Source organism: Catellatospora aurea (assembly GCF_042663325.1).
GTDB classification, from domain to species: domain Bacteria; phylum Actinomycetota; class Actinomycetes; order Mycobacteriales; family Micromonosporaceae; genus Catellatospora; species Catellatospora aurea.
In genome coordinates this window covers 1-24,950 of sequence record NZ_JBHTAC010000001.1, presented here as the reverse complement: position 1 = coordinate 24,950, position 24,950 = coordinate 1, and the positions used below count along the sequence as shown (strand labels likewise).

23 protein-coding genes are annotated in these 24,950 nt (G+C 69.9%); 10 read left to right on the top strand and 13 right to left on the bottom strand.

Annotated features, from left to right (window positions below; genetic code table 11):
* Positions 1-2 precede the first annotated feature (2 nt).
* Complete coding sequence (locus ACFQO7_RS00115; RefSeq protein WP_360530694.1) at positions 3-554, top strand: nucleotidyltransferase family protein; 552 nt, start codon at positions 3-5, stop codon at positions 552-554.
* On the top strand, positions 547-1,683 hold the full coding sequence (locus ACFQO7_RS00110) for an XdhC family protein (RefSeq protein WP_376804380.1): 1,137 nt from the start codon (positions 547-549) through the stop codon (positions 1,681-1,683). The genes ACFQO7_RS00115 and ACFQO7_RS00110 overlap by 8 nt, the downstream gene beginning before the upstream one ends.
* Before the next feature lie 164 nt (positions 1,684-1,847).
* Here the strand turns inward: ACFQO7_RS00110 and ACFQO7_RS00105 are convergent, their stop codons facing one another.
* Both ACFQO7_RS00105 and ACFQO7_RS00100 read right to left on the bottom strand, forming a co-directional pair.
* Positions 1,848-2,900, bottom strand: coding sequence for an Lsr2 family DNA-binding protein (locus tag ACFQO7_RS00105; protein WP_376804379.1), 1,053 nt, complete (start codon positions 2,898-2,900; stop codon positions 1,848-1,850).
* Between the two features lie 8 nt (positions 2,901-2,908).
* On the bottom strand, positions 2,909-6,049 hold the full coding sequence (locus tag ACFQO7_RS00100) for a DEAD/DEAH box helicase (RefSeq protein ID WP_376804694.1): 3,141 nt from the start codon (positions 6,047-6,049) through the stop codon (positions 2,909-2,911).
* Between the two features lie 145 nt (positions 6,050-6,194).
* Between ACFQO7_RS00100 and ACFQO7_RS00095 the strand changes: the two genes are divergently transcribed.
* The gene (locus tag ACFQO7_RS00095) at positions 6,195-6,500 is read left to right on the top strand and encodes a GNAT family N-acetyltransferase (protein WP_360530706.1); all 306 of its coding nucleotides are present in this window, start codon (positions 6,195-6,197) and stop codon (positions 6,498-6,500) included.
* Positions 6,501-6,527: 27 nt separating this feature from the next.
* Here ACFQO7_RS00095 and ACFQO7_RS00090 read toward each other — a convergent pair whose 3' ends face one another.
* Together ACFQO7_RS00090 and ACFQO7_RS00085 are read right to left on the bottom strand one after the other, a co-directional pair.
* On the bottom strand, positions 6,528-7,250 hold the full coding sequence (locus tag ACFQO7_RS00090; RefSeq protein ID WP_203693472.1) for an SCO1664 family protein: 723 nt from the start codon (positions 7,248-7,250) through the stop codon (positions 6,528-6,530).
* Positions 7,251-7,445: 195 nt separating this feature from the next.
* On the bottom strand, positions 7,446-8,033 hold the full coding sequence (locus ACFQO7_RS00085) for a DUF3090 family protein (RefSeq protein ID WP_376804378.1): 588 nt from the start codon (positions 8,031-8,033) through the stop codon (positions 7,446-7,448).
* 88 nt (positions 8,034-8,121) lie between these two features.
* Between ACFQO7_RS00085 and mshC the strand changes: the two genes are divergently transcribed.
* Positions 8,122-9,363 (top strand): cysteine--1-D-myo-inosityl 2-amino-2-deoxy-alpha-D-glucopyranoside ligase, encoded by a 1,242-nt coding sequence (gene mshC / locus ACFQO7_RS00080; RefSeq protein WP_376804377.1) that lies wholly within the window; start codon positions 8,122-8,124, stop codon positions 9,361-9,363.
* 181 nt (positions 9,364-9,544) lie between these two features.
* On the opposite strand, the gene ACFQO7_RS00075 is transcribed toward mshC, so the two are convergent.
* The 4 genes from ACFQO7_RS00075 to ACFQO7_RS00060 form a co-directional block, all read right to left on the bottom strand.
* Positions 9,545-9,913 (bottom strand): hypothetical protein, encoded by a 369-nt coding sequence (locus ACFQO7_RS00075; RefSeq protein ID WP_360530715.1) that lies wholly within the window; start codon positions 9,911-9,913, stop codon positions 9,545-9,547.
* Between the two features lie 69 nt (positions 9,914-9,982).
* Positions 9,983-10,804 (bottom strand): GntR family transcriptional regulator, encoded by an 822-nt coding sequence (locus ACFQO7_RS00070; RefSeq protein ID WP_376804376.1) that lies wholly within the window; start codon positions 10,802-10,804, stop codon positions 9,983-9,985.
* 195 nt (positions 10,805-10,999) lie between these two features.
* A complete protein-coding gene (locus ACFQO7_RS00065; protein ID WP_203693395.1) occupies positions 11,000-11,866 on the bottom strand; it encodes a PAC2 family protein in 867 nt (288 codons plus the stop codon).
* Positions 11,867-11,989: 123 nt separating this feature from the next.
* Entirely contained in the window at positions 11,990-12,439 is a 450-nt protein-coding gene (locus tag ACFQO7_RS00060; protein WP_376804375.1) for a MarR family winged helix-turn-helix transcriptional regulator, read from the bottom strand.
* 87 nt (positions 12,440-12,526) lie between these two features.
* On the opposite strand from ACFQO7_RS00060, the gene ACFQO7_RS00055 reads away from it, so the two are divergent.
* Positions 12,527-13,345 (top strand): SDR family oxidoreductase, encoded by an 819-nt coding sequence (locus tag ACFQO7_RS00055; RefSeq protein WP_376804374.1) that lies wholly within the window; start codon positions 12,527-12,529, stop codon positions 13,343-13,345.
* A 239-nt stretch (positions 13,346-13,584) separates the two neighbouring features.
* Positions 13,585-14,124: a very short patch repair endonuclease gene (locus tag ACFQO7_RS00050; protein ID WP_376804373.1), complete on the top strand. Its 540-nt coding sequence runs from the start codon at positions 13,585-13,587 to the stop codon at positions 14,122-14,124.
* Between the two features lie 24 nt (positions 14,125-14,148).
* Here the strand turns inward: ACFQO7_RS00050 and ACFQO7_RS00045 are convergent, their stop codons facing one another.
* From ACFQO7_RS00045 to ACFQO7_RS00035, 3 genes are read right to left on the bottom strand one after another with little or no spacing between them, the layout of a single operon-like run.
* Complete coding sequence (locus ACFQO7_RS00045; protein WP_376804372.1) at positions 14,149-14,988, bottom strand: protein NO VEIN domain-containing protein; 840 nt, start codon at positions 14,986-14,988, stop codon at positions 14,149-14,151.
* Positions 14,972-16,804: a DEAD/DEAH box helicase gene (locus ACFQO7_RS00040; RefSeq protein ID WP_376804371.1), complete on the bottom strand. Its 1,833-nt coding sequence runs from the start codon at positions 16,802-16,804 to the stop codon at positions 14,972-14,974. The genes ACFQO7_RS00045 and ACFQO7_RS00040 overlap by 17 nt, the downstream gene beginning before the upstream one ends.
* On the bottom strand, positions 16,801-18,231 hold the full coding sequence (locus tag ACFQO7_RS00035; RefSeq protein WP_376804370.1) for a transcriptional regulator: 1,431 nt from the start codon (positions 18,229-18,231) through the stop codon (positions 16,801-16,803). Before ACFQO7_RS00035 ends, ACFQO7_RS00040 begins: the two co-directional genes overlap by 4 nt.
* Positions 18,232-18,329: 98 nt before the next feature.
* Between ACFQO7_RS00035 and ACFQO7_RS00030 the strand changes: the two genes are divergently transcribed.
* The gene (locus ACFQO7_RS00030) at positions 18,330-19,013 is read left to right on the top strand and encodes a hypothetical protein (protein ID WP_376804369.1); all 684 of its coding nucleotides are present in this window, start codon (positions 18,330-18,332) and stop codon (positions 19,011-19,013) included.
* A 200-nt stretch (positions 19,014-19,213) separates the two neighbouring features.
* Complete coding sequence (locus ACFQO7_RS00025) at positions 19,214-20,506, top strand: DNA cytosine methyltransferase (RefSeq protein WP_376804368.1); 1,293 nt, start codon at positions 19,214-19,216, stop codon at positions 20,504-20,506.
* Positions 20,507-20,558: 52 nt separating this feature from the next.
* Here ACFQO7_RS00025 and ACFQO7_RS00020 read toward each other — a convergent pair whose 3' ends face one another.
* Together ACFQO7_RS00020 and ACFQO7_RS00015 are read right to left on the bottom strand one after the other, a co-directional pair.
* Positions 20,559-21,662, bottom strand: a complete 1,104-nt coding sequence (locus tag ACFQO7_RS00020) for an XRE family transcriptional regulator (RefSeq protein ID WP_376804367.1) — start codon at positions 21,660-21,662, stop codon at positions 20,559-20,561.
* A 237-nt stretch (positions 21,663-21,899) separates the two neighbouring features.
* Positions 21,900-23,204, bottom strand: a complete 1,305-nt coding sequence (locus ACFQO7_RS00015; RefSeq protein ID WP_376804366.1) for a fibronectin type III domain-containing protein — start codon at positions 23,202-23,204, stop codon at positions 21,900-21,902.
* Between the two features lie 354 nt (positions 23,205-23,558).
* Between ACFQO7_RS00015 and ACFQO7_RS00010 the strand changes: the two genes are divergently transcribed.
* Positions 23,559-24,398 carry a nitrilase-related carbon-nitrogen hydrolase gene (locus ACFQO7_RS00010; protein ID WP_376804365.1) on the top strand — a complete coding sequence of 280 codons (840 nt, stop codon included), beginning with the start codon at positions 23,559-23,561 and terminating at the stop codon, positions 24,396-24,398.
* 14 nt (positions 24,399-24,412) lie between these two features.
* Positions 24,413-24,950 (top strand): amidohydrolase family protein (locus tag ACFQO7_RS00005; RefSeq protein WP_376804364.1); only part of this gene is annotated, 538 nt, incomplete at its 3' end.

Below are 24,950 nucleotides of genomic sequence, written 5' to 3'. Positions count from 1 at the left end.
TCATGACGATCGGGGGTTTGCTGCTCGCGGCGGGGGCCGGGCGGCGGTACGGGATGCCCAAGGCGCTGGCCGTGGTGCCGGGCGACGGGGAGCTGATGGTGCGACACGCGCTGCGGACGCTGCGCGACGGTGACTGCGATCCGATCGTGGTCGTGCTCGGGGCGGGAGCCGGGCGCGCCCCGGCACTGCCCGGCGCGCACGTGGTGATCAACAAGGAGTGGCGGACCGGCATGGGCTCGTCCCTGCGGGCCGGTTTGGCGGCGCTGCCGCCGCAGGTGGACGCTGTAGTGGTGCTGCTGGTGGACACCCCGGGGATCACCGCCGAGGCGGTGCGCCGGGTCGGGGCGGGCGCGGGCCCGGCCACCCTGCGCGTCGCCACGTACGGCGGGGACGGCGGGCATCCGGTGCTGCTGGGCCGCGACCACTGGGCCGGGGCGGCGGCGCTCGCCGTGGGCGACGTCGGGGCCCGGCCCTACCTGGCCAAGCACGACGTGGAGACGGTGCCCTGCGACGACGTCTCCGACGGCGCGGACCTGGACGTCCCCCATGCGTGACGTGCTCGACGACCTGCTGCGGGCCTGGGACGCGGGCGGCGTCTCCGGCGTGGCGACCGTGGTGCGCACCTGGCAGTCCGCGCCGCGGCGGCCCGGCGCGTCGATGCTCGTCGCACCCGGTGGGGAAGCCGTCGGCAGCGTCTCCGGCGGGTGCGTCGAGGGAGCCGTGTACGAGCTGGCCACCGAGGTCGCCGCCGATCCCGGGGCGCGGCCGCTGCTGCAGCGCTACGGCGTCAGCGACGACGACGCGTACGCCATCGGGCTGACCTGCGGCGGCATCATCGAGGTGTTCGTCGAGCAGGTGTCGCGCGAGACGTTCCCGCAGCTCGGTGAGGTCGTGTCGGCGGTCCGGGCGGGCCGCCCGGTGGCCGTGGCGACGTGTATCGCCCCGGCCGACTCGCCGCGCTTCGGCCGGCGGCTGATCATCGAGGAGGGCGGGACCGCGGGCACCTTCGGCTCCGCGCGCCTGGACGCCGCCGTCGCCGACGACGCCCGCGGGCTGCTGGCCGCCGGGCGCACCGGCATGCTGCACTACGGCCCCGACGGCGAGCGCCGCGGCGACGAGCTGGCCGTGTTCGTCAACGCGTACGCCCCGCCCGCCCGCATGATCGTGTTCGGGGCGATCGACTTCGCCGCCGCCGTGGCCCGCATCGGCTCGTTCCTGGGCTACCACGTCACGGTCTGCGACGCCCGAGCCGTGTTCGCCACCCCGAAGCGCTTCCCGTCCGCCGACGAGGTCGTCGTCGAGTGGCCGCACCGCTACCTGGAGGGCGAGGTCGCCGCCGGGCGGGTGGACGGGCGCACGGTGCTGTGCGTGCTCACCCACGACCCGAAGTTCGACGTGCCGCTGCTGGAACTGGCCCTGCGGCTGCCCGTGGCGTACGTCGGCGCGATGGGCTCCCGCCGCACCCACGAGGACCGGCTCGCCCGGCTGCGCGAGGACGGCCTGACCAACGCCGAACTCGGCCGACTGCGCTCGCCCATCGGCCTCGACCTGGGGGCCCGGACTCCGGAGGAGACGGCGGTCAGCATCGCCGCCGAGATCGTTGCCCTGCGCTGGGGCGGCACCGGCGCGGTCCTGTCCGACGCCGCCGGCCCGATCCACCGCGCGAGCCCGCTGGGCCACTGACCGCGGGCACCGCCGCCGCGCGAGCACGACAGCCCGGACCTGTCGGCTCCCAGGCCGCAACTCTTAACGACTTGCGGCCCCACGGCCCTCGGAGGCCGCAAGTCGTTAAGAGTTGTCGCAGGAGCGAGCGCGGGGCGAGCGTCTGGTCGGAGGTGGCGTAGGCGTCAGGTGGCCCGGTGTGCGTCGAGGTAGGCCTGCACCACGTCGACGCGTGGGCGGCCGCGTTCGTTGACCGCGACGCCGTTGCTGCGCGCCCAGGCCCGCACCTCGGCCGCGCTGGGCAGCGTGAACCGCTTCTCCGCCGGCTCGGGCGTCGGCGCTCGCTCGGACGAGACGGGAGCAGACCGGGGGACCGGCGGGGGGAGCTCGGCGAGGTCGCCGGTCAGCAGCGGGGACGACCACCGGTGCCGCACCATCGCCTCGTACGCGGGCAGCAGGGCCTGCGCGAAGTCCACGCCGGCCCCGACGGTGACCCCGACCGGGCCGAGGCGCTGCAGCAGCCGGGTCATCGCGGTCGGGTCGGCCGGCGGCGGCTCGGGCAGCGGCCCGGCGGTCCAGAAGCCGCGCAGCTCGTCTTCGCCGCCGTCGTCGCCCACACCGCCTGCCTGCCCGGCGCGGTGCGCTCGCAGCGCGTCGAGCAGCTCGGCGCGGGGCATGCCGCGCCAGTGCAGGATGACGAACGGGTCCTCGTCGAACAGCTCGGCCAGCAGGTAGCACACCGCCGCCGCGTGCTTGCACGGGTTGCCCCAGTCCGGGCACGAGCACTCCAGGGCGAGCTGCCGCATGGCCGGGAACAGCGCCAGACCCAGCGGCTCCAGCACCTGCTCGACGTCCTCCGGCATCCGCCCGTCCAGCAGTTCGGCGGTGTACCCGGCCCGCTCGGCCAGCGCGCCGACAGCCCGCCGCCAGTCGGCCGGGGTGAACGGCGGTGTCGCCACGGTGACCGTGTACGGCTCCCGCCGCGAGCCCTGCACCTGCGCCGCCACCTCGCCGGGCGCGATGGTCATCGCGAGCACCTGGCCGGAACGCGCGTACGACTTGCCGCGGCTGAGCCGGCTCGCGGTCTCCGGCGACTCGATGGCCTTCAGGAAGCGCCGCGACCACCAGGTCGTCGCGATGTCCCCGCGCCGGCTGCGCGCCCGGATGCCGTCGGCGGGCAGCCGGGGCTTCGCGGTGGGGAAGCCGTGCCCCCAGGTGTCCTCGTCGTGACGTGCCATGCCCGCTCCTACTCGACGACCGCGTCGCGGTTCAGCGAGACGAGGTCGCGCAGCGCGTCGGTGGACAGCTCGGTCAGCCACGCCTCGCCGCTGCCGACGGTCGCCTCGGCGAGGGCCTTCTTCTGCTCCAGCACCGCGTCGATGCGCTCCTCCAGGGTCCCGGCGCACATCAGCTTGCGCACCTGCACGTTCCGGCGCTGCCCGATGCGGAACGCCCGGTCGGTGGCCTGGTTCTCGACGGCCGGGTTCCACCAGCGGTCGACGTGGATGACGTGGTTGGCCGCGGTCAGGTTCAGTCCGACGCCGCCGGCCTTGAGCGACAGCACGAACAGCCCCGGCCCGCCCTCGCCCTGGAACGCGGCGACCATGCCGTCGCGGGTCTTGCGGTCGACGCCGCCGTGCAGGAACGGCACCGGCTGCCCGAAGACCGCCGACAGGTGCTCGGACAGCATCCCGCCGAACTCGGCGAACTGCGTGAACAGCAGCGCCTTCTCGCCCGCGGCGAGCACCTCCTCGCAGATCTCCTCGACCCGGGCCACCTTGCCCGACCGCCCGGCGATCCGGGAGCCGTCCTTCAGCAGCTGGGCGGGGTGGTTGCAGACCTGCTTCAGCTTCGTCAGCGTGGCCAGGATCAGGCCCCGGCGGTCGATGCCGTCGGCCTGCTCGACCTGGATCATCATGTCGTCGAGCACCGCCTGGTAGAGCGAGGCCTGCTCGCGGGTGAGGTTGCAGGCCACCGTCATCTCGATCTTGTCGGGCAGGTCGGAGATGATGCTCGGGTCGGTCTTGACCCGGCGCAGCATGAACGCCCCGGTCACCCGGCGCAGCCGGGCCGCCGCCTGCTCGTCGCCGTCGCGCTCGATCGGCACCGCGAAGCGCCGCTTGAACGACTCCGCGCTGCCCAGCAGCCCGGGGGTGGCGAACTCCATGATCGAATGCAGGTCGGCGAGCCGGTTCTCGACCGGGGTGCCGGTCAGCGCGATCCGCCGCGGGGCGGGCAGGGCCCGGATCGCCCGCGACTGCTTGGCCGCCGCGTTCTTGATCGCCTGCGCCTCGTCCACCACGATGCGCCGCCAGCCGACCTCGGCCAGCTCCTGCTGGTCCCGCAGCGCCAGGCTGTACGTGGTCAGCACCAGGTCCACGCCCGCGACCGCCTCCCGGAACTGCTCGCCGGTCAGCCGCTCCGCGCCGTGGTGCACGTGCACGGCCAGCTTCGGCGCGAACTTCGCCGCCTCCCGCTGCCAGTTCGCGACCAGCGACATCGGGCAGACCAGCAGCGTCGGGCCCAGCCCCGCGGCCTGCCGGCGTTCGTTCTCCAGCAGGGCCAGGACCTGGATGGTCTTGCCCAGGCCCATGTCGTCGGCCAGCACAGCACCCGAGCCGAGCGCGTCCATGAACGACAGCCAGCCCAGCCCGCGTTCCTGGTAGGGGCGCAACTGCGCGCCGAACCCCTCCGGCGTCGGCAGCGCCTGGAAGCTCCCGGCCGGGCCGCCGGCCAGCAGCTCGCCGAGCCAGCCGGTGGCCGCCACGCCGACCATCGGCAGCCCGGTGTCGGCGCCCTCGCCGAGCAGGCCCGCGCGCAGCACCTCACGGGCGGTCATCTGCCGCCGCCCCGACTTGCCGAGCTGCTTCAGCCCGGCGGCCAGGCGGGCCTGGTCCACCTCGACCCACTGGCCCCGGATCCGGACCAGCGGCGACTTCGCCTCGGCCAGTGCCGCCAGTTCCTGCTCGGTGAGCACCTCGTCGCCGAGGGCCACCTGCCAGGCGTACTCGACGAGCTGGTCCATGCCGAGCTGGGACTCCTTGGCGACGATGCCGGGCTGCGGCGGCGTCTGCGCGCTCAGGCGCAGCCCGAGCCGTGGCCGCGGGCCGCTCCACCAGGCGGGCAGCAGCACGCCGACGCCGGCGGCGGTCAGCGCGGCGGCGTGCCGGCGCAGGAAGATCAGCGCGTCCTCGCCGTCCAGTGCCATGCCGACCGGCGCGGCCTGCCGCAGCACCCGCGCCAGCGGCGGGTAGTGCTGCGCGGCCCGCCCGAGCCCGGCCAGCAGCGCGGCCTGCGGGTCGACCCCGGCCTCGGCGAACAGCAACGCGTTGCCGTCCAGCCGCCACACCTCGTCCGCCCCGGCGACCAGCGAAGGGTCCTCGTGCGACTGCAGCAGCAGCTCCAGCCGCCAGATGCCGCCCTCGTCGGCCTGCTCAGCCGCTACGCCCGGCCGGATCGCAGGCCCCGGCTCGGCGGTCGGGTCAGCCTGCTCTGCCAGGTCGTCGGGCTCGGCGGTGTCGCCGGGGGCGACCAGGCGCAGGCAGGTGCGCACCAGCCCGCCGGTCCGGGCCCGGCCACCGGCCCGCCACGCTTCCAGCGCCTCCGACAGGCGGTTGGCCTCGTACGGGTTGAGCTGCTCGGGGTCGATCACGTTCACGGCGGAGGTGAGCGCCCTGAGCACCTGCTCGGCGGCCAGCGTCTGGCGGGTGGCCCGGGCCCGGCGCTCGCCGAGCAGGGTCGGGCCCTGTCCCGCCACCACCTCGTTGGCCAGCGCGTCCACCATCGAGTCGAGCGCCGCGTCGAACACCGCGTCAGCGGGCGCGAGGGCGACCTCGTCGTCGTACAGCCAGCACCGGAACGCGGGCGGCATCGCCGCCAGCAGCGGGATGCGTACGGCCGCGACCTGCAGCGACGACGCCGCCCGCCAGTCGGCGAACCAGTACTCGTCCTCTTCCTCCCAGCTCAGTGCCGGCGTGACCAGCCCGCTGCCGACCAGGTGAGCGGCAGTCCGGGCCAGCGCGGTCGCGAAGCGCACGGTCGCCCCGCCGACCGGGGCGAGGCCGGGCAGCAGCCGTAGCGCCGCCGCCGCGTCCACCCGCAGCGTGGGCACGAGGAACGGGGCCAGCCGGTCGGGTTCCGCGCCCGCGCCGAGCTCCGCCGACGGCGTCGGCCGGTGGTGCTGTGCGGGCAGGGCGAGGACCGACCAGCCGGTGTACTCGGCGACGTCGCCTGCCGCGCCCAACGCCTTGCCCAGGTCTTCGGGGGCCACCGCGAACGGATGCAACCCCGGCCCGCGGGTCCGGCGACGCCCCCGCTGCGTGGGAAGGGCGGCTTGCAGGTTCGCGTCCTCGGCCCAGAACTCCCAGCTGCCGTCACCGCTGTACACGCAGTGCGCGACCAACACGTGTGCCTCCGGGTTCGGGAACGGGCAGACCGCCGCCGATCCTCTCACGTCCACGGCCGCCGCCTGCCGCACCACCGCTACCAGCCGCAACCTCGGTCGGGATCCCGACCGGGGCTACGATGACCGGATGTCGATCGACGTGGCGGACGCGCCCGAGCGCGAACGGTTCGAGGCCCGTGACAGCGCGGAGCAGACGGTGGCCGGGTTCATGACGTACCAGCTCACCGGCAAGGTCATCGTGTTCACCCACACGGAGGTGTCCCCGGCGTACGAGGGCCAGGGGGTGGGCAGCAAGCTCGCCCGCACCGTGATGGACGACTCCCGGGCCAAGGGCCGCACCGTGGTGCCGATCTGCCCGTTCCTGGCCGGCTGGCTGGAAAAGCACCCCGAGTACGCCGACATCACCGCCCACGGCACCAAACGCGTCAAATGAGTCGGCCCGATCGGCGGCGGTCGGTGGTCAGATCGGGGGCCACGGGATGGCGTGGCGGTCCTCGGGGGGCTGGGGGAGGCGGCCGTCGGCGACGAGCTGCTTGATGCGGGTGCCGACGGCGTCGACCTCCGCCGTGGTGAGCAGGTCGTCGAGCACACCCGGGTCGAACGCGCGCAGTGCCGCGGCGACCTCCGGCGGCACCGCCCGGCCCGCGAACCCCCACAGCACCGTACGCAGCTTGTCCTCGGTGTGGAAGCAGATGCCGTGGTCGACGCCGTACAGCCGCTGATCCGGGGTGGCCAGCACGTGGCCGCCCTTGCGGTCCGCGTTGTTGATCACCGCGTCGAAGGCGGCCAGCCGGGCCAGCCGCGGGTCGTCGGCGTGCGCCAGCAGGTACGGCCGCCCGTCCTCGTCCTGCGCGGCCGCGATCGGCAGCCAGCCCTGCGGCAGCTCGTCGGCGGGCACGAAGTCCACCGGCGGTTCGACCGTCTCGTCCAGCCACAGCTGACACGAGCCCGGCCCGAGCGGCCCGTCCCGCATCACCGTGGGCGGCACCAGGTCCCACCCCAGCGACTCGCTCACCGCGTACGCGGCGACCTCGCGGGCGGCCAGCGTGCCGTGTGGGAAGTCCCACAGCGGGCGCTCGCCGCGCACCGGCTTGTACACCGCCCGCACCGACCGCCCACCGCCGGACAGGATCACCCGCAGCGTCGTGTTGGAGGCCTCGACCAGCCGGCCCTCGATCTCCATCTCGGCGTCACGGAGCAGCGTGCCGAGCTCCGTCCGGCCGTCGGCGGAGCGGGCCTGCCGGCCGGGGCCCCGGGACAGGTCTTGATCACCGGCGCTGCCGGTGTGCGTCTGGTCGCCGGTGGGAGGGATGACGGACCTCACCTTCGGATGGTGACTGCGTGCCATCCGGTGACGCTACTCCGTCACCGGACATTCTCACCTGCGGTGATAGCCGTTGTGCCGGGGGCAGAGGTGCCCGGCCGGGTCCAGTGGCTGCCCGCACAGCGGGCACGGCGGCCGGCCGGCGGCCACCACCCGCTTGGCGCGGTCGATGAACTGCCGCACCTCCGCCGGGGTCAGCCGCACCCGAAGCCGGTCGAGATCGTCGGAGATCTCCGGCGTCGCGTCCTCGTCGTCGTCCTCGTCGTCGGCCGTCTCGGTCTCGGCGTCGAACTCGGCCTCCTCGGCCGCGATCGCCTCGATGATGACCGTGCTGGTCTCGACGTCGAAGGCCAACCCCAGCGTGCCGACGCGGAACTCCTCGTCGACGGGGGTGTCCAGGGGCTCGTTGTCGGCAGGCCCCTCGGCCGAGGCGGGCAGTTCCGCCCCGAACCGCTGATGCGCCTCGGCGAGCAGCTCTTCGAGCTTCTCCGCCAGCAGCGCGACCTGCATCTTCTCCAGCGCCACACTGACCAGGCGGCCGCCGCCGCGAGCCTGCAGATAGAACGTGCGCTCGCCCGGCGGACCCACCGTACCGGCGACGAACCGCTCGGGCGGTTCGAATGCGTACACCTGATGGGTCATACCTGCGACCCTAGCGTCACGTCCGCGCCAGCGGGTAACCGCGCAAGGGGAGATCCGCTCTCGGCATAAAGCTGGTTAGGCTGGCGCCATGGAAACGTGGTCCGGTCTTGACATCCCGCGCCTGCCCGGCGCCGGACAGCCGCTGGCGCTGTTCGACTCCGCTCGCCAGGGCGCCTACCCGAGCCGCCCGGTGGGCGGTCACGCGACGATGTACGTCTGCGGCATCACGCCGTACGACGCGACCCATCTGGGCCACGCGGCGACCATGATCACATTTGACCTGGTGAACCGGATGTGGCGTGACGCCGGGCACGACGTCGTCTACGTCCAGAACGTCACCGACATCGACGATCCGCTGCTGGAGCGGGCCGCCCGCGACGGGGAGGACTGGAAGGTCCTCGCCATGCGCGAGACCGCCCTGTTCCGCGAGGACATGGAGGCCCTGCGGATCATCCCGCCGAGCCACTACATCGGCGCGGTCGAGTCGATCCCCGTCATCGCCGAGCGGGTCGTCGACCTGCTCGACCGGGGTGCGGCGTACCGGCTGGAGGACGGCACCGGCGACGTCTACTTCGACATCAGCGCCGCGCCCCGGTTCGGGTACGAGTCGAACCTGTCCCGCGAGCAGATGCTGGCCTTCTTCGCCGAGCGCGGCGGCGACCCCGAGCGCGCCGGCAAGCGCGACGCCCTCGACCCGCTGCTGTGGCGCGGCCGCCGCGACGGCGAGCCGTCCTGGCCCGGCGGCGTGCTCGGGGCGGGCCGCCCCGGCTGGCACATCGAGTGCGCCGTGATCGCCCTGGAGCTGCTCGGCGAGACCATCGACGTGCAGGGCGGCGGCAACGACCTGCTGTTCCCGCACCACGAGTGCAGCGCCGCGCACGCCGAGGTGCTCACCGGCAAGGCCCCGTTCGCGGCGCACTACGTGCACGCGGGCATGATCGGCCTGGACGGCGAGAAGATGAGCAAGTCCCGCGGCAACCTGGTCTTCGTGTCCCGCCTGCGCTCGGACAAGGTCGACCCGATGGCGGTCCGCCTGGCCCTGCTCGGCGACCACTACCGCGCCGACCGCCAGTGGACCGACGAGGTCTTCGCGACCGCCGCGCACCGTCTGCGCCGCTGGCGCCAGGCCGCCAAGTCCGCCACGGCCCCCTCGGGAGCCGACCTCCTCGCCGGCGTACGCGCCAAACTAGCCGAGGACCTGGACACCCCCGGCGCCCTGGCCCTGATCGACGCCTGGGCCGACGACACCCTCGCCGGCGTGGGCACCGACCGCCAAGCCCCCGCCCTCATGACCGAAACCCTCGACGCCCTCCTCGGCATCAAGCTCTGACCCTCGCCCGCCGCCCACCCGCGCGTGCCTCATGATCGTTCGACTTGCCAGGCACCTGTGCGTATCTTGAGGCCGGATGCGCACAGGTGCCTGGCAAGTCGGAGGACCTTGGTGCGGATCGCGCCCCGGCTCGGCCGCCCCGGACGGCGGTCAGCGGGGCAGGTGAGCGTCGGGGCGCAGGTCAGGCGCGAGGGCGGGGCTGGGGGCGCGGGCGTACGGCGGCGCGGGACGGGCGCTGCGGCGGGGCCTGGCGCGGCCGGGCGGGGCGGGCCGACTGCCCGGCCTGCCGCCGCAACGTCAGCGCGACGTGGCCCAACCGCGCGGCCAGGGCGAACACGCCCAGGGTCAGCGCGCCGAGCAGCAGCACACCCGTGCTGGGCACGCCGTCGGCGATGCCGACCACCAGCACGCCGAGCAGGGCGAGTCCGATCACGAGCACGACCAGGGCGCCGAGCAGAGCCACGAACGCCTGCGGAGAGCGGGCCGCCGCGCCGTCCGGCCGGTTCCCGGCACCCCGCTGTGCTCCGTCGGAGGATCGGCGAAGGGTCATGGAACCATCCTTGCGGCGAACGCGCGGGTGCGCAGGCGAAAAGGTGTCGGGCACCCGACAACCCGCAGATTAGCCCAGGACAAGCCCAGGATCGGGATCTCCGTCCAGGTCGGCGTCCGGGCGTGGCGTGGGCACCCGGTATTCCTCCGTCAGTGTCGTCATCGGCCCCGGCCATGTCGCCTGCGCCACCTCGATCACCTTGTGCTCGCCGTCGTAGGCGACGTGCAGCAGGTGCAGCACCGGCGTGTCCGGCCGGATCTGCAGCGTCTCGGCCTCCTCACGGGTGGGCAGCCGGGCGGTGATGGTGTCGGTCGCGGTGACGTAGCGGCGGCCGGTGACCTCCTCGACCTCCTGGTAGAGCGGGCGGCCGAAGGACTCCAGGCGCTCCAGCGAGGTGCCCGCGGCATCCTGCGGGCGCAGCCAGGCCGCGCCGACCTCGACCACGGCGTCCTGCGTACGCACCAGGTGCCGGCGCACCACCAGCAGGGTCGAGTCCGGCACGCCGTACGCGTCCGCGACCTCCGCCGGCGGGACCGACCGGGTCACCTCGGTGAGCTGCTGGCGGTATCGGGCCGCCAGGTCGGCGTGGTAGCCGCGGTGCGCGCCGTAGCGGCCCCGCGACAGCCGGTTGAGCCGCCGCCGGGTGCCCCGCACGTACGTCCCGGAGCCCGGCTTGGTGATCAGCAACCCTTCGACGCGCAGCTGATCGATGGTGCGCTGCACGGTCTGCTTCGCCACGCCGAACATCTGCGCCAGCGCCGGGATCGACGGCAGCTGCTCTCCGGCGGCCCAGTCGCCTCGTCTGATCTTCGCGCGCAGCTGGGCGGCGATCTGCCGGTGCGGATGTTCCGCCGCGCCCGGATTGATCCCGCCGAAGCCCGTCTCGGTCATGAGGCGATCATGCCGCACAAATGTCCGAATACCTAGCGACCTAGGAAGCCCCAACGCGGCGTGTCACCCGCCACACCCGCCCCTCCGAGCCGCAACTCTTGAAGAGTCGCGGCTTCAGAGCACGCCGAAAGGCGCAACTCTTTAAGAGTTGCGCATGGTGGTGGGGCGGGGTGGGGCGGGCAGGCGGGTGGTGGGTTACCAGGTGCCGTGGGTGGGGCCGGGGGAGCCGCCGCGGCGGCGGAGGTACTTCTCGAACTCGACGGCGATCTCGTCGCCGGACAGCGGCTTGGCCACGTCGCCGGCCCGCTCCTCCAGATCGCGGAGGTATTCGGCCAGTTCGGCGTCCTGGGCGGCCGCGGCGCGGACCCGGTCCTCCCACTCGGCGGACTCCTCGGCCAGGTCCAGCATCGGCACCGGCAGGTCGAGGACCTCCTCGATGCGGTGCAGCAGGGCGAGCGTGGCCTTCGGGCACGGCGGGTTGTTCGCGTAGTGCGGCACGTGCACCCAGAACGACATCGCGTCGAGCTCGGCGCGGGACGCGCTGTCCTGGAGCACGCCGACGATGCCGGTCGGTCCCTCGTACCGCGTGGGGGTGAGCTGGATCTTCTCCTCGCCGGCGTGCTTGCCGGTCACCGTGCCGCTGATCGGCAGCGGCCGGCTGTAGGGCACATCGGCCAGCAGGGCGCCCAGCAGCACGATCTTCTCGATGGCCAGGCTGTGGCAGATCTCCAGGATCTCGTTGCAGAACGTACGCCAGCGCAGGCTCGGCTCGATGCCGCGGATCAGGACCACGTCGTGCTGCGCCCCGGGCGGCGAGGCGACCATGAACTTGGTGCTCGGCCACTCGATGCGCCGCGTGTCGTCGACCAGGGTGATCAGCGGCCGGTTCACCTGGAAGTCGTAGAACTCCTCCGGGTCCACGGACGCCACCTCGCGCGCGTCCCATACCTGCTCGAGGTGCTCGACCACGGCAGTGGACGCGTCAGCGGCGTCGTTCCACCCCTCGAAGGCGGCGATGGCGACGGGGGAACGCAGGACAGGAAGGCCGTCGAACTCGGTCACGCCTGTCAGCCTACGGCGCTGCGCCGGATCGTCCAGGCGGGTCGGGTCCGCAAGCGTGTCGCAAAGCGCCGGTACGCAGGGCGCTGCTCGCGGGCCTGTGGCGCGGGACACGCGGCACGCAGGTCAGTTCGGTGCGCCTTCTTCCGGTGTGCTCAGCTCCGCGAGCCGCTGCAGGGTGCGCTTGAAGGCGCGGTAGTCGTCCGGCCCGATGGCTTCAGCGAGCCGCTGCTCGACGCCGGCCATCGCCTCGTCGCCCGCCCGCATCGCGGCGAGGCCCGCGGCGGTGGGCACGACGAGCTTGGCGCGGCGGTCGGCGGGGTCGGGTTCGCGGGTGACCAGGCCCAGGGCCTCCAGCTCGTCGACGAGCGTGCCGATGACCTGTTTGTGCTGCCCGGACAGCTCGGCGAGTTCGGTGGCGCGGTTGCCCTGCTCATCCAGATAGGCCATGACGGCGCCGTGCCGGGGCTTGGTCTGCGCGTGGCTGCCGGCCAGCTGCCGCTGCACGGCGAACAACAGCCGCGCGGTCAGCGCACCGAGGTCGGGGTTATTCCGCTTCTGCTCACTGCGACGCATGAATTTAATCACCAAACTTGATAGTCACTAAAAATGACTATCACTAGTACTGTCTTCCGGGTCAGCATCCCACGGGAAGGACCTGCCATGACCATCCTGGTCACCGGTGCCAACGGCACCGTCTCCAGCGCCCTCATCGCCGCCCTCACCGCCGACACGTCCGTCGACGTGCGTGCCCTGGTCCGCGACCCGGCCAAAGCGCCGGCGGGCGTCGAAGTCGCCGTCGGAGACCTCGAACAGCCGCACACCCTCGCCGAAGCGTTCGCCGGGGTCGACACGGTATGGCTGCTCACCGCCATGGGGCCGACCGCGCCGCACGCCAGCTCCAACGCCGTCTGGGCCGCCCGTCAGGCCGGGGTCAAGCACATCGTGCGGCTGTCGGCCATCGGGGCCGCACCCGACGCGCCCACTCGCAACGGCCGCCTGCACGCGCTGTCCGACACCGAACTGCAGGCCTCCGGCATCGACTGGACCGTCATCCGGCCCGCGTTCTTCCAGCAGAACCTGCTCGGTTCGGTGAACGGCGGCACCCTGTACGGAGCCACCGGCGAAGGTCGGCTGAGCCCCATCGACGTACGTGACATCGCGGCGTTCGGAGCGCGAGTTCTGGGCGAGCCGTCCGGTCATGCGGGCCGGATCTACACGATCACCGGCCCGGAGAGCCTGTCGATGGGCGACGCGGCCGCCCGGCTGGGCCTGGACTACCAGGCCGTGCCGGGGGCCGACGTGGTGGCCGGCATGCGGGCGGCAGGACTGCCCGTGTGGACGGCCGAGGTCACGGGGGAGTACCTGACGGCGTACGCCTCGAACTGGGGCGACCTGGTCACCCAGGATTTCGCGCAGGTGACTGGGCGCCCGGCCGGCGACGTCGTGGCGTTCGCCCGTGACTATGGCTTGGCCGGGTGAACCATCTAGGCTGTTCAATGCGGGCGAACACGATATTGCGCACATTCCACGTGGATGATCATCGCCTCGGTAAAGGCATGTTCTGCCATTCGCCGAGTCAGATCGCCCGGGCTTTTACCGCGGAGGTCCGGCACATGGTGGAGAGCTCACTGTCGGTGCTGTGTGCAATGCTCCGGTGAACTCGGGCTTCTAGAGCAACCCCTATAGAATCCAGGTGTTATGGCTAGAATCCAGGTGTTATGGCGCAGCAGCCATCGGCAGTGACGGAGTGGGCAGCTCCAGAGGGTTCGTGGGCATCATCGGCTGCGAACCGGCGAAGCATGCTCGGCAACCGCAACCGAGACACCGCCCCCGAGAAGGCACTTCGGTCGCTGCTGCATGCAGCAGGGCTCCGGTACCGGGTGGCGGCCAAGCCGCTTGCTGGGATGCGGCGCACGGCTGATGTGGTGTTTCGTCCGACGCGTATCGCGGTTTTCATCGATGGATGTTTCTGGCATGGATGCCCTGAGCACTTCGTGCCCCCGAAGACCAATCCCGACTACTGGCGCGAGAAGATCGGCCGGAATATCCAACGGGATCGGGACACTGATGTGCAGCTGTCTGCGGCGGGATGGCTTGTGCTGCGCTTCTGGGAGCATGAGGCAGTTTCCGAATGTGCGGTCGCAGTGCAGAGCGTAGTCGCCTCGCGTAGAGCTGAAGCTGCATCTGCGCGAGCCAGGCGGTCAGCGTCGGCCCCGCTATCGCAATCGGGCTCGAACGAGCCTGCGTCGCTCCCGTAGGATCGTTCCGGCACAACCGGGCCTTTACCCGGGAACTCCTTGGAGCATCGAGCCGCTGGTTGCGATCAGCGGTTTGATCAGCGGGATACCTGCTTCGAGGACGGCAGCTGGAATGTCCAGACGGCAGGACTCCCAACGCCCGAATGAGCTGGAATCTGACGGCACCTGGTCGGCAATCCAGTCGCTCGGAACAGTACTAACCGATGCCAGCTCGAGGTCTGGAGTCAGCAGCACCGCGACCATCCGCCAAGCGGGGTCGCGCTGCATCGTTCGGTACTCGTTCCTGGAAATGTAAGCGGTCAGCCGTCCTCGGCGCGTTGTAGCCTTGACTTCCAGATGTGCGGTTATGCCTGGTGCGTGCACTGCGATGTCGTAGCCGAATGCGTCCGACCAGCGGGCGACATGGTCGACTGATGCATTAGGCAGCGCCTGCAGTTCGACTAGAAGTGCCTTCTCGCCAGCATCTCCTACGCGCTTGCGTTCGGCGGTGTCGACCTTCCCCCAGGCTGCGTTTACCAAGGCGAACGCTTCGTCGGGGCTCAGCCCGAGGGCTGCCGCCGCATCGAGAGAGTCCGAGGGGAGCTCGTCAGGGCTATGGATCAGTGCGTCGGCGTCACGCAGCCATGGAACGCCGCCATGCATCGCGGCAGTGAACACCTGGACGGCCGGCGGCGATGAGGCGCGGCCATCCAGGAGTCCTGTGGTCCGGAGCCACCCGAGGGCCGTGTCGTACTGCGTGGGCGTAATATCGCTGAACTCGGCATGCGTGGTGAACAGCGCTCGGCAGCGAACGGGGCCTGAGGCGGGCAGCCTTTCGAGCCAGCGCACGGCGGCGCGCAGTACCGGTTCAGGCGGTACGGTCACGCAGATGCTCCAACAACGCCCGGATATCGCGTTCGTCTAGGTTCTCGACGACGGAAGGCTCCTCCTCGAGGTCGGCCAGTTCGTGCACGGCGGGGTCGTCGAGGATGCGGCCCATGAACTGCAGTTTGTCGCTGAGCCGCTGTGCAACGACCTCGTCGATAGTGCCCTCCGTGGCGAGCACCGTGACCCGGGTCTCGGTGCCCGGGGCCAAACCCAGCCGATGGATGCGGTCGAGGCTCTGCAGGAACCGTCCAGCGGCGAAGTCGCGGTCGACGTAGACAGCGTCGTGGCAGTCGTGGTGGAGGCTGATGCCTTCACCGAGCGTTGCGGGGTTTGACAGCAGGACCATGCAGTCGGAGTCGTTGCGGAAGCGGTCGATCTGCTGCTCGCGGTCGGCGGTGCCGCCGTGGACCACCGCCGGCTGGAACGTGGCAAGCATGCGCTCGAGTGTGTTGAGGCTGCGGATGAACGTCGACCAGACCAGGGTCTTGCGGCCCATCGCGGCATTTGCGGCTACGAGCGCAAGTACTTCCCGATACTTCGGGGAGAGCTCGTAGCTTGGCAGGTCATGCATCAGATCGTAAAGCGGCGTTTCCTGCGGGACCTGCAGCGGTGGGACCTGATAAGCCAGTGGCTCGTGCCGTGTGGTGCCCACGGACAGAAGCGCGGGGCTCGTCGCCGCCATCAGCATATAAACGATGATCTTTCCGAGTGCTGCGAAGTCACCCTCCGAGCCTGCGGCACGGGCCGAGAAGGTGCCGGCGAGCGCGTCGTAGACTTCCTGGTGCAGTGGCGGCATCGCCACTGTTCGAAGGCGGGTGGTAACCGGAGGCAGTCCTAGCTCGTTCTTGGTTGTCCTAGTGAACAGCGGGCGCAGCACCTGGCTCGCCTTTGCGAGGTCACCGCCGGCGACTGCCTGGACGACCTTCTGCCGACCGTGGCCGGGCCACACGAATCCGAAGAGGTTCTCGAGGTCCTTAACGCCGTTGGGCGCAGGAGTGCCGGTAAGGATCAAGCGGTGACGTGCTCGGGGGCCGAGAGCCAAGCACGCGCTGCCGTAGGTGCCATCGGCGCCGAGCTTCATCCGGTGCGCCTCGTCGAGCAACAGTGTCGAGGGTCGGGCCGTAAGCCATGCACCGAGCTGGTTGACAGATTTGTCGAGGCGCTCGTAGTTGACGATGAATGCGTCGGCGGCTGGGTCTGGATTGCCGCCGAGGACCTCCATCCTCAGCGGCTGATCGAGGCAGGTGGAGTTTTCGTACAGCCAGGACTCGTAGCAGGATTTCGGACCCACAATCAGGAGCCGTTCCATGCCCTGCGTGCGACGCAGGGCATGGAACACGGCAAGCCCGACCCTCGTCTTGCCTGCGCCGGGGACAGAGAAGTTCGCGCCGTGCCGGAGCGACAGCAACCGTGCGACATCACGCCGCTGGAAGGGTGTTAAGTCGCCCTTCCAACCCGGCCCAAGCAGGTCGGCGACCGCACTGGCCTGTACCGGGCCTGCTACCTCGGAGGCCGGGTCGAGGCGCTGCGCGACGCTCGCGGCGTCAGCGGTGGAATCGGTAGCTACGGCTGCTAGCTGAGGATCCCAGGCCACGCTTTGCGGATGCGGCCATGAGGCGAGTGTCAGGAGGTTGACCAGGAGATCGTCGACCTCGATGTCGATGACCCCGGCCGAGCGTTGGATGCTGCTGCGGAAGCGCAGACCGAGGCCGCGCAGGTCGTCCTCGAAGCCAGGAGCAGCCAGCAGCCGTGCCCGGGTCACGCTGTCGCTGAACCCGATGGTGAGGCTCGGCGACACGGCCGGATTCGTCACGAGTCGTCCCGCACGGCTGCCAGCAGCCACGCCACGCCGCTGCCCGGCGTGGTGAAGGTTCGTCCGGCGTGCTTGGCGAGCGTGGCTAGGCTCGACCGAAGCGTGAGTAGCGCGTCGTCGAACGACTCCTCATCAAGTACACGCTTGGCCTTCGCCTCAACGAACTCGGCAGCGCACTGGTTGACGTAGTCGGCGGCATCCGTAAGGCGCTCTTGGACCTGGACTTTGTGCTTGGTAATTTGAGCGTTCTGCCCTGCAAGTCTTACCGCGGTCTTGAAGGTTTCTCGCGCGTCAGTGATCAGTGTGCTGGCGAACGCGACCTCGGTCGGGGTGAGTTTGCTCGCAGATTCGACCGATGCCTGGGCCTTGAGGAGCATGTCAGTCAGCGCACGGGTCGTCTTCACCCCGGCCGGAGCATCGGGCAGGGCCACCCCCGGAAGGCCTGGAATGGCGACGGGGGCTGGGGCCTGTGCGGGGATCTTGAGGGTCGCAGGAAGGCGCTGATCAAGGTAGCGGCTGTGGAAGTCTGCCTCCGCCAGGCGGATGGCTGTCTTGGCGTAGCCCAAGACGACCATTGCAAGACGGGTCTCCTTGAGCTGGTCGGCTCCATTGGGATCGGTCTTGGCGAGCTTGCTGAAGTCGCGGTGCAGTTCGCGCAAGGTCTCCTGGTGGCCTTCGAAGTCGACCAGGCGCAGCGCAGCCCCGTTGTCGGACTTGCTGCGCTCGATAGCGTCCAGGATGAGCTGGTAGACCCATCGGTCCTGCTGCAGCGTATTGCCCTTGATGTTGAACGCTCTGGCGATGTCGGCGGGGTTTCTGCCGCTGGCGAGCTCGTCCTCAATGGCTATGAGGCGGTTGATGTAGGAGTAGTCGCGCCGCTTGTCGCGCCGCAGTTGCAGCGACAACTCGACCGCATTGACGTCGTCTCGAGAAGTGTCGTTCGGCAGGACCCCGACGCGGATGTCCTTCACGCCGAGCTCTCTCAGCGCAGCACAGCGGGTGTTCCCGTCAACGAGGATGCCGTCCGGGGTGATGATTCCGGGCTCTTTCTGCCCGAAGTCGTTCAGCTCTTCCAGTAGGTCTGTGTACTCGGGGTCGATCTGCCCGGGGTTCGCCGGTTTCCATGTGAGCAAGTCGCGCAGGTAGTCCTGCGCTGCCTGCCCCCATGGATCCTCTTCCAGAACGCGGTTGCGGTTGGGGTCGGTGGTCCTCTGCGCGCGGATGCGGTGGGTGTCAGGGTTGAAATACAGCACGTTCACCGGCATGGAGATCACATCGAGGAAGCGCTGCTCGCCGGCGCGCCAATCGACAGTGACCTTGCCGCCGCCATCAGTTTTCGCCTGAACCACCCGCTCCTGCACGAGCGAACGGATCTTTTCACCCTCTGGCGGAACGCCGAACTTCGCAGCCACTTCCAGCCTTTCCATACCTCGCCCCGTCGGTCTGTCATGCATCATGTCAGGACCGGCCGACTCTGGCGTCACCTGTTCGCCCGAAACGGCCCTCCCCCAAGATCGGAGTAGCGATGCCCCTCCCCGCATGGAACGACCCGCAGCTCAAGGCCGGCACGATGGTCCGAGGGGCTCTCTGGCTTGTGCAGGAGGTCGGGGAAGGCGGCACGTTCACCAAGGAGCAGATCAGGGCGGTGTTCCCGGGCGTTGCGCAGGCCGACCGCCGTATCAGAGACCTCCGGGCCTTCGGGTGGACAATCCTCGCCAGTACCGAGGACGCAACCCTTTTGTCCGAAGAGCAGCGGTTTGTGAAGGCGGGTGTCCCGGTATGGGATCCTGCCGCGCGACGTGCGGCGCAGACGATCAAGATCACGGCCAAGGAACTCGATGCCGCCATGGAGAACGACGGCTATATGTGCACCGTGTGCGGCATCGCAGGCGGGGAGGAGTACGACGACGATCCGAGCCAGACGGCAGTGCTGAGTGCCACCAGGACCAGCACGCTGCTTCCGGACGGGGACGAAGCGCTCTATCTCCTGACAATGTGCAAGCGCTGCCGTTCGGGAGCGGACGGGCGGGCGGCAGACGTCGGCAAAGTCCTCGCGCAGATTGCCGACCTGGACCCAGGGGATCAGAAGCGCCTGGCGCAGTGGATGGACCGAGGGCGGCGCGACCTCGCGGATCTGGACCGCGCGTGGGGTGCCTACCGCCGCCTCCCGGCTGAGGCCCGCCTTCATATCCGAGCCAAGCTCGGGTAGGTGCGTGCGGTAGCCCGAGTGCAAGGGAGGCGGCGCGGGTGTCATGGCCCGCAACTAGACTGCATTGCCGCACCGCCTCCCGGCCCCGACACGGTCGTACCGGGTGTCGGCTGTGCTGCACTTGAGCTGGGACGATCGATGCCAGGAGAAGCCGCACCCGTGCACTGCGCGGCTGCCAACAGCGTCGCCATGGAGGGTGAATGTCACGGGAAGAGCCCGGTAAGCGGCCCACGGTCGTTGAGATCTGCGCGGGGGCCGGCGGCCAGTCGCTCGGCCTGGAACGCGCGGGCTTCGACCATGAGCTGGCCATTGAGCTTGACCCGAGTGCCGCAGCGACGCTCAAGCACAACCGGCCGGATTGGGACGTCCGCGTCGGCGACGTGGCAGACCTGAATGTCTGGAACCCGGATGATCATCCGGATGTCGACCTGCTAGCGGGTGGTGTGCCTTGCCCCCCGTTCAGCATCGCGGGCAAGCAGCTCGGTGCGAACGACGAGCGTGACCTATTCGCGTGGGCCGTCGAGTTGTGCGGCCAAATGCAGCCGAAGGCCCTGCTTCTCGAGAACGTTCGAGGGCTCAGCTCCAATCGCTTTGCCGCATACCGGCAGCATGTACTCGACCAATTGCATGAGTACGGCTACATCGGTGAGTGGAAGTTGCTGCACGCCTCGGACTTCCGCGTTCCCCAGCTGCGCCCCCGTTTCGTGCTCGTCGCACTGCGGCGAGAGCATGCCGAGTACTTCTCCTGGCCAGAGCGATCCGCTATAGACGCGCCAACTGTTGGTGAGGCGCTCAAGGACCTGATGGCCGCTGGCGGGTGGGAAGGCGCCGAGGATTGGGCAAAGAGCGCTGACGATATTGCTCCGACGATTGTCGGAGGGTCGAAGAAGCACGGTGGCGCAGATCTCGGCCCCACGCGCGCAAAACGCCGATGGGCTGAGCTCGGTGTTGACGGGCTAGGTGTCGCCGATGAAGCACCGGGGCCAGGATGGGTGCCGGCGGCCAATGCGCCTGGTCCGAAGCTGACCACCGAGATGGTTGCTCGGCTGCAGGGTTGGGCAGGCGATTCTGAGTGGGAGTTCACTGGACGGAAGACCGCACGCTACAGGCAGGTCGGCAACGCTTTCCCGCCGCCAGTAGCCGAGGCGGTTGGCCGAGCAATCTTGCAGGCGCTGCACAAGCAAGGCCCGCGCCGAGTTCTGCTCGAATCTGTCAAATCTTCCCACGATCCGGTGTACACGCTGCTACGCCAGAGTGAGCGTCAACTCACGTCGGAGCAAATAATCGCTAAGCTGGCTAAGGCGGGCACCCAAATGACCATGTCGGAGCTGGAGCGGCATCTCGGCCATCTCGGCAGGGACTTCGAGCTCGACGTTGTCGAGCGCAAGTCCGGTGAACTTGCTTATGGGATAGGTGGCTTCAAAGCCTTCGTGGGGCAGCAAGACCACCAGCGCCACGACCTTTTCGCGCAGCACCGCAGCAGGATTAGCTAGGTCGTTGGAATCTCGGCAGCAGTGAGTCCATTCAAATGCATAACCGCATGGATCACTTGTTCCGCACCGGTGGGCGACGCGGCTGTCTGCCGGTAAGAACAGCTCGATCGCGCCGCGGTCGTGTGGATGCCACGGCCTCTTGGAGTTCTTTGGTGCCAGGCAGGCCTGGCCAGAGTCGTGTCAGGGTTTGGGCGAGCGCTCGTAGCTCGGAAGCTATGCGGGACGACCCCGTGGAGCGGGCGACATGAGTGCAGCTCAACCCAATCGTGGCAGCCCTCTCCGGGTCAGGGTGTGCGGACTGAAGTACGGCATTGGCTAGTTTCGCGAGTTGGTGAGCCCGGTCGCGTTGCTGATCGGGGGGCGTCGCGATGATCTTGCGTTCGAGAATCGTGACTGCGGTGTCCGCCTGACCGCAGGCGCGATACCCGCTCGCGGACTGCTCCTCCAGCGTGCCCAAGTCGTAGCTGTGCAAGTACACCGGAGCATCGTCATCGACGTCGTTCGGGTGATCGAGCAGCAGGTCCGCAGCGGAGTCGATCAACCGGCGGAACCGATCGGGTTTAGCGTGTAGCGCCCACCCGCGAGCTTCTTGTTGGGCGGCGAGCGCCGCCAGCTTGGGGCTGATCGGCCCAGGCGTCCGCCTTGCCGCTGAGGCCAGCTCGATCACGTCGACGGCGTCGGCGTCGAGCAGTGCGATATTGCTCCTGCGCACCAGGAGGTAAGCCGCCAACTGATGATCGCCGATGGCCTGTGCTCGCTGACCGGCCTGATCGGTCCAGCGCATGGCCGCAGCTGTGTTCCCCAGGTCCTGGTACAGCCAGCCCGCGAATTCGGCGTACTGCGCCAATAGTCGCATCGCGGGCTCAGCGGTGCCTGGTCGGCTACCATATCGCAGTTTGTCGAGCACCGCGATCTGGGCGAGCACAACTTCGACCAGGTGGCGCGGTCCGAGCACCTTGTCGGCGGTGTAGTGCTTCGCGAGAAGGTCACGAAAGTAATCGAGGACCTGCGAGTCGGTGCGTTGCGGATTGTCGATGGCGCCGCTGACACGTTCAGTCTGGTCGAGGTCGATCAGTCCGCCAGGCAGCAGCGCCCGCAGCGCACCTCCGGCCAAAAGGCCGTTGAACTCACGCCTGGGCAGGTTCACCTTGGCCATCCTCCCGCCTGGCGCGCTGACCTCCAACATCACGTTATCGCCGACGTCCTGGCACAGCGCGGTCATGAGGCCGGCCGCCGAGGCAGCTCCAGCGTTGCCGGGCGCCCCGGTCCCGTTCCGGAGCCCGTCGTCAAGGCGGACGCGCGGTGGTCACCCGTGCGCCCGCCCACTGGCGAGCTAGGAGAGAGTCGGCATGGGGCTCTGAGCGGACCTTTTCTGGATCAACTTAGAACAGGCCTAAGCCGGGTCCTCCGGTTCCACGGGCGGTTCCGTGGTCGGTGACGGGTTGTCCGGCGAGGGCGGCAGGGAAGGCTCCACCGGCGACAGCGTGGGTTCGGCGGTCGTCTCCGTCGGGGACGGCGTCGGCGCATCGGTCGGTACAGGCGGCACCGTGGTCGGCGACGGCGACGGCGGCGGCGCGGAAGGTGACGGGGACGCGGTCATCGCCGTGATCTGGTTGCTCGGCGCGGACGGCAGCCCGGCGCCGTTGACCGCGATGATCGTGAACCGGTACGTCGTCCCGGGCGCGAGCCCGGTGACGGTGACACTCGTCGAACGGGTCCAGCCGATCGACTGCCCGTCCCGGAGGATGCGGTAGTACGCGACCCCACCGGACCCGCCGTTGACCGGCGCGGACCACGACAGCCAGACGTTGTGCTCGTCGGCGGCGACCGCGATCAGGCGGGTCGGCGCGGACGGCGCGACCGGCCGGGCCGGGGAGGGCGCACCGGGCTTGGTGGTCGAGGGTGTCGGTGGGGTCCAGCTCGGCGCGGGAGTCGGCTCGGTGGTGATCATCGGAGACGGCTGCGGGCTCGCCGACGGCGGTGCGGTCGGCAGGGTGACCGGCTGGCCGCTGTCGCCGGCCATCATGCCCGCCGAGAGCATCGGGGACGGCAGCCCCTGCGGCGTCGCCGATGCCGGGTCGTCGCCGGTGGGCCGGATGACGAAGACCAGCATGACGGTGACCGTGGCCAGGACGGCGACCGCGATCGCGACCAGCACGCGCCGGTCGGGGCCGGGCCGGGCCGGGCGGTCCGCGGGGGCGTACGCCGTGGGGGTGGCGGGTTCGGTGGCGAAGGCGTGCCGGGGTGTGCCGGGCTGGGCCGGGGTGGTCGGTGGCACGGCCGGCAGGGAGTCGTCGGTGGTGGACGGATCGGGCAGCGCGGCGGCGGCGGCCGCGTAGCCGGGCACCGCGTCGACGGCGGCGCGGGCGGCCAGCCAGTAGGAGGTGGCGAGCTCCAGGTGGATCTTCAGTTTCTGGATGCCGCTGAAGCCGACGACGGTGGGCAGGACGACCTGCTCCCAGGCGTCGACGGGCAGGTCCAGGCCGTACTGCAGCGCGTTCCAGGTTGCGGCGAACTCCGGCGCGCCGAGCTGCATCGCGTCGATGCGGTAGTCGTGCACGGCGGCGTCGAACTGGTCGAGCAGCTGCTGGTGCACCTTGGCGACGGGGCGGCCGGCGGTGATGTCGGTGAGCAGCTGCCCTAACTGGACGACCAGTTTGCGCGCGTTCGCTGCCTGCCCGGGATCTGGCTGTGCCACCGGTGTCTCCCCTGCTCGGTGCCGCGGCACGGTGAGGCCCGGCCGGAAACAGCGCTGAGCCGGTCAGGGGCCCGCGGCACCAACCTATGTGACGTTTCATCGGAAAGGAAATTTTCGTGTCGCGAACGAACCTCATGACCCAGCAGTTGGCGGCGAACGGTTTGTAGGACAGTACAAACGGCTTAGGGGTGGGGTGGGCCGATGTCGGACCATGCGCCAATTCCTCCGCGGCGGCCGTGCCGGTTGACTCCAACCATGCCGACCTCGTCGTCCGCATCCGGCGCCGCGCGACGGGCCTGGTGGTGTCGAGCCCCGCCGGCACCGGCGAACCGCTAGCAGGACGGAGATCGCACCATGTCAGACGTCATTCGCGCCGCCCTGGTCCAGACGACCTGGACGGGTGACAAGGAATCGATGATCAAGGCGCATGAGGAGTATGCGCGGCAGGCCGCCGCGCAGGGCGCAAAGGTGATCTGTTTCCAGGAGCTGTTCTACGGGCCGTATTTCTGCCAGGTCCAGGACGCGCAGTACTACTCCTACGCCGAGTCGATCCCGGGTCCGACGACGGAGCGGTTCCAGGCCCTGGCCAGGGAGCTGGGCATGGTGATGGTGCTGCCGATGTACGAGCAGGAGCAGCCGGGTGTCCTGTACAACACGGCGGCGGTGGTCGATGCGGACGGCAGCTACCTGGGCAAGTACCGCAAGACCCACATCCCGCAGGTGAAGGGCTTTTGGGAGAAGTTCTACTTCCGGCCGGGCAATCTCGGCTATCCCGTGTTCGACACCGCGGTCGGCAAGGTGGGTGTGTACATCTGCTACGACCGGCACTTCCCCGAGGGTTGGCGGGCGCTGGGCCTCAACGGAGCCCAGATCGTGTTCAACCCGTCGGCGACCAGCCGTGGGCTGTCGTCGTACCTGTGGCAGTTGGAGCAGCCCGCTTCTGCCGTGGCCAACGAGTACTTCATCGGGGCGATCAACCGGGTCGGTATCGAGGACCTGGGCGATGACGACTTCTACGGCACGTCGTACTTCGTCGACCCCGAGGGCAGGTTCGTCGGGGAGCCCGCGGACGCGTTCCAGCCTGAGCTGGTCGTCCGTGACCTGGACCTGGGGCTGCTGGCGACGGTGCGCGACCGGTGGCAGTTCTACCGGGACCGCCGGCCCGACGCCTACGGCCCGCTGACCCAGGCGTGAGAGCGGAGACCCCCATGGCCATCCTCATCACCGGCGGCACCGTCGTCACGCCCTCCGGCCGCCACGCCGCCGATGTGCTCGTCGACGGCGAGACGATCGCCGCCCTGTTCGCTCCCGGCCTCGCGCCGGTCGTCGCGGACGCCGAGATCATCGACGCGACCGGCAAGTACGTCATCCCGGGCGGCGTGGACGCGCACACCCACATGGAGCTGCCGTTCGGCGGCACGTTCGCGTCGGACACGTTCGAGTCGGGCACCCGCGCGGCGGCCTTCGGCGGCACGACCACGATCATCGACTTCGCGGTACAGCGTTCCGGCGAGAACGTGCACGAAGGCCTCGCCGCCTGGCACGCCAAGGCCGACGGCAACTGCCACGTCGACTACGGCTTCCACATGATCATCGGCGGGGTCGACGACGACTCGCTGAAGGCCATGGACTCCCTGGTCGACGCCGAAGGCATCAGCAGCTTCAAACTGTTCATGGCCTACCCCGGAGTCTTCTACAGCGACGACGGCCAGATCCTGCGCGCCATGCAGAAAGCCCGCGACAACG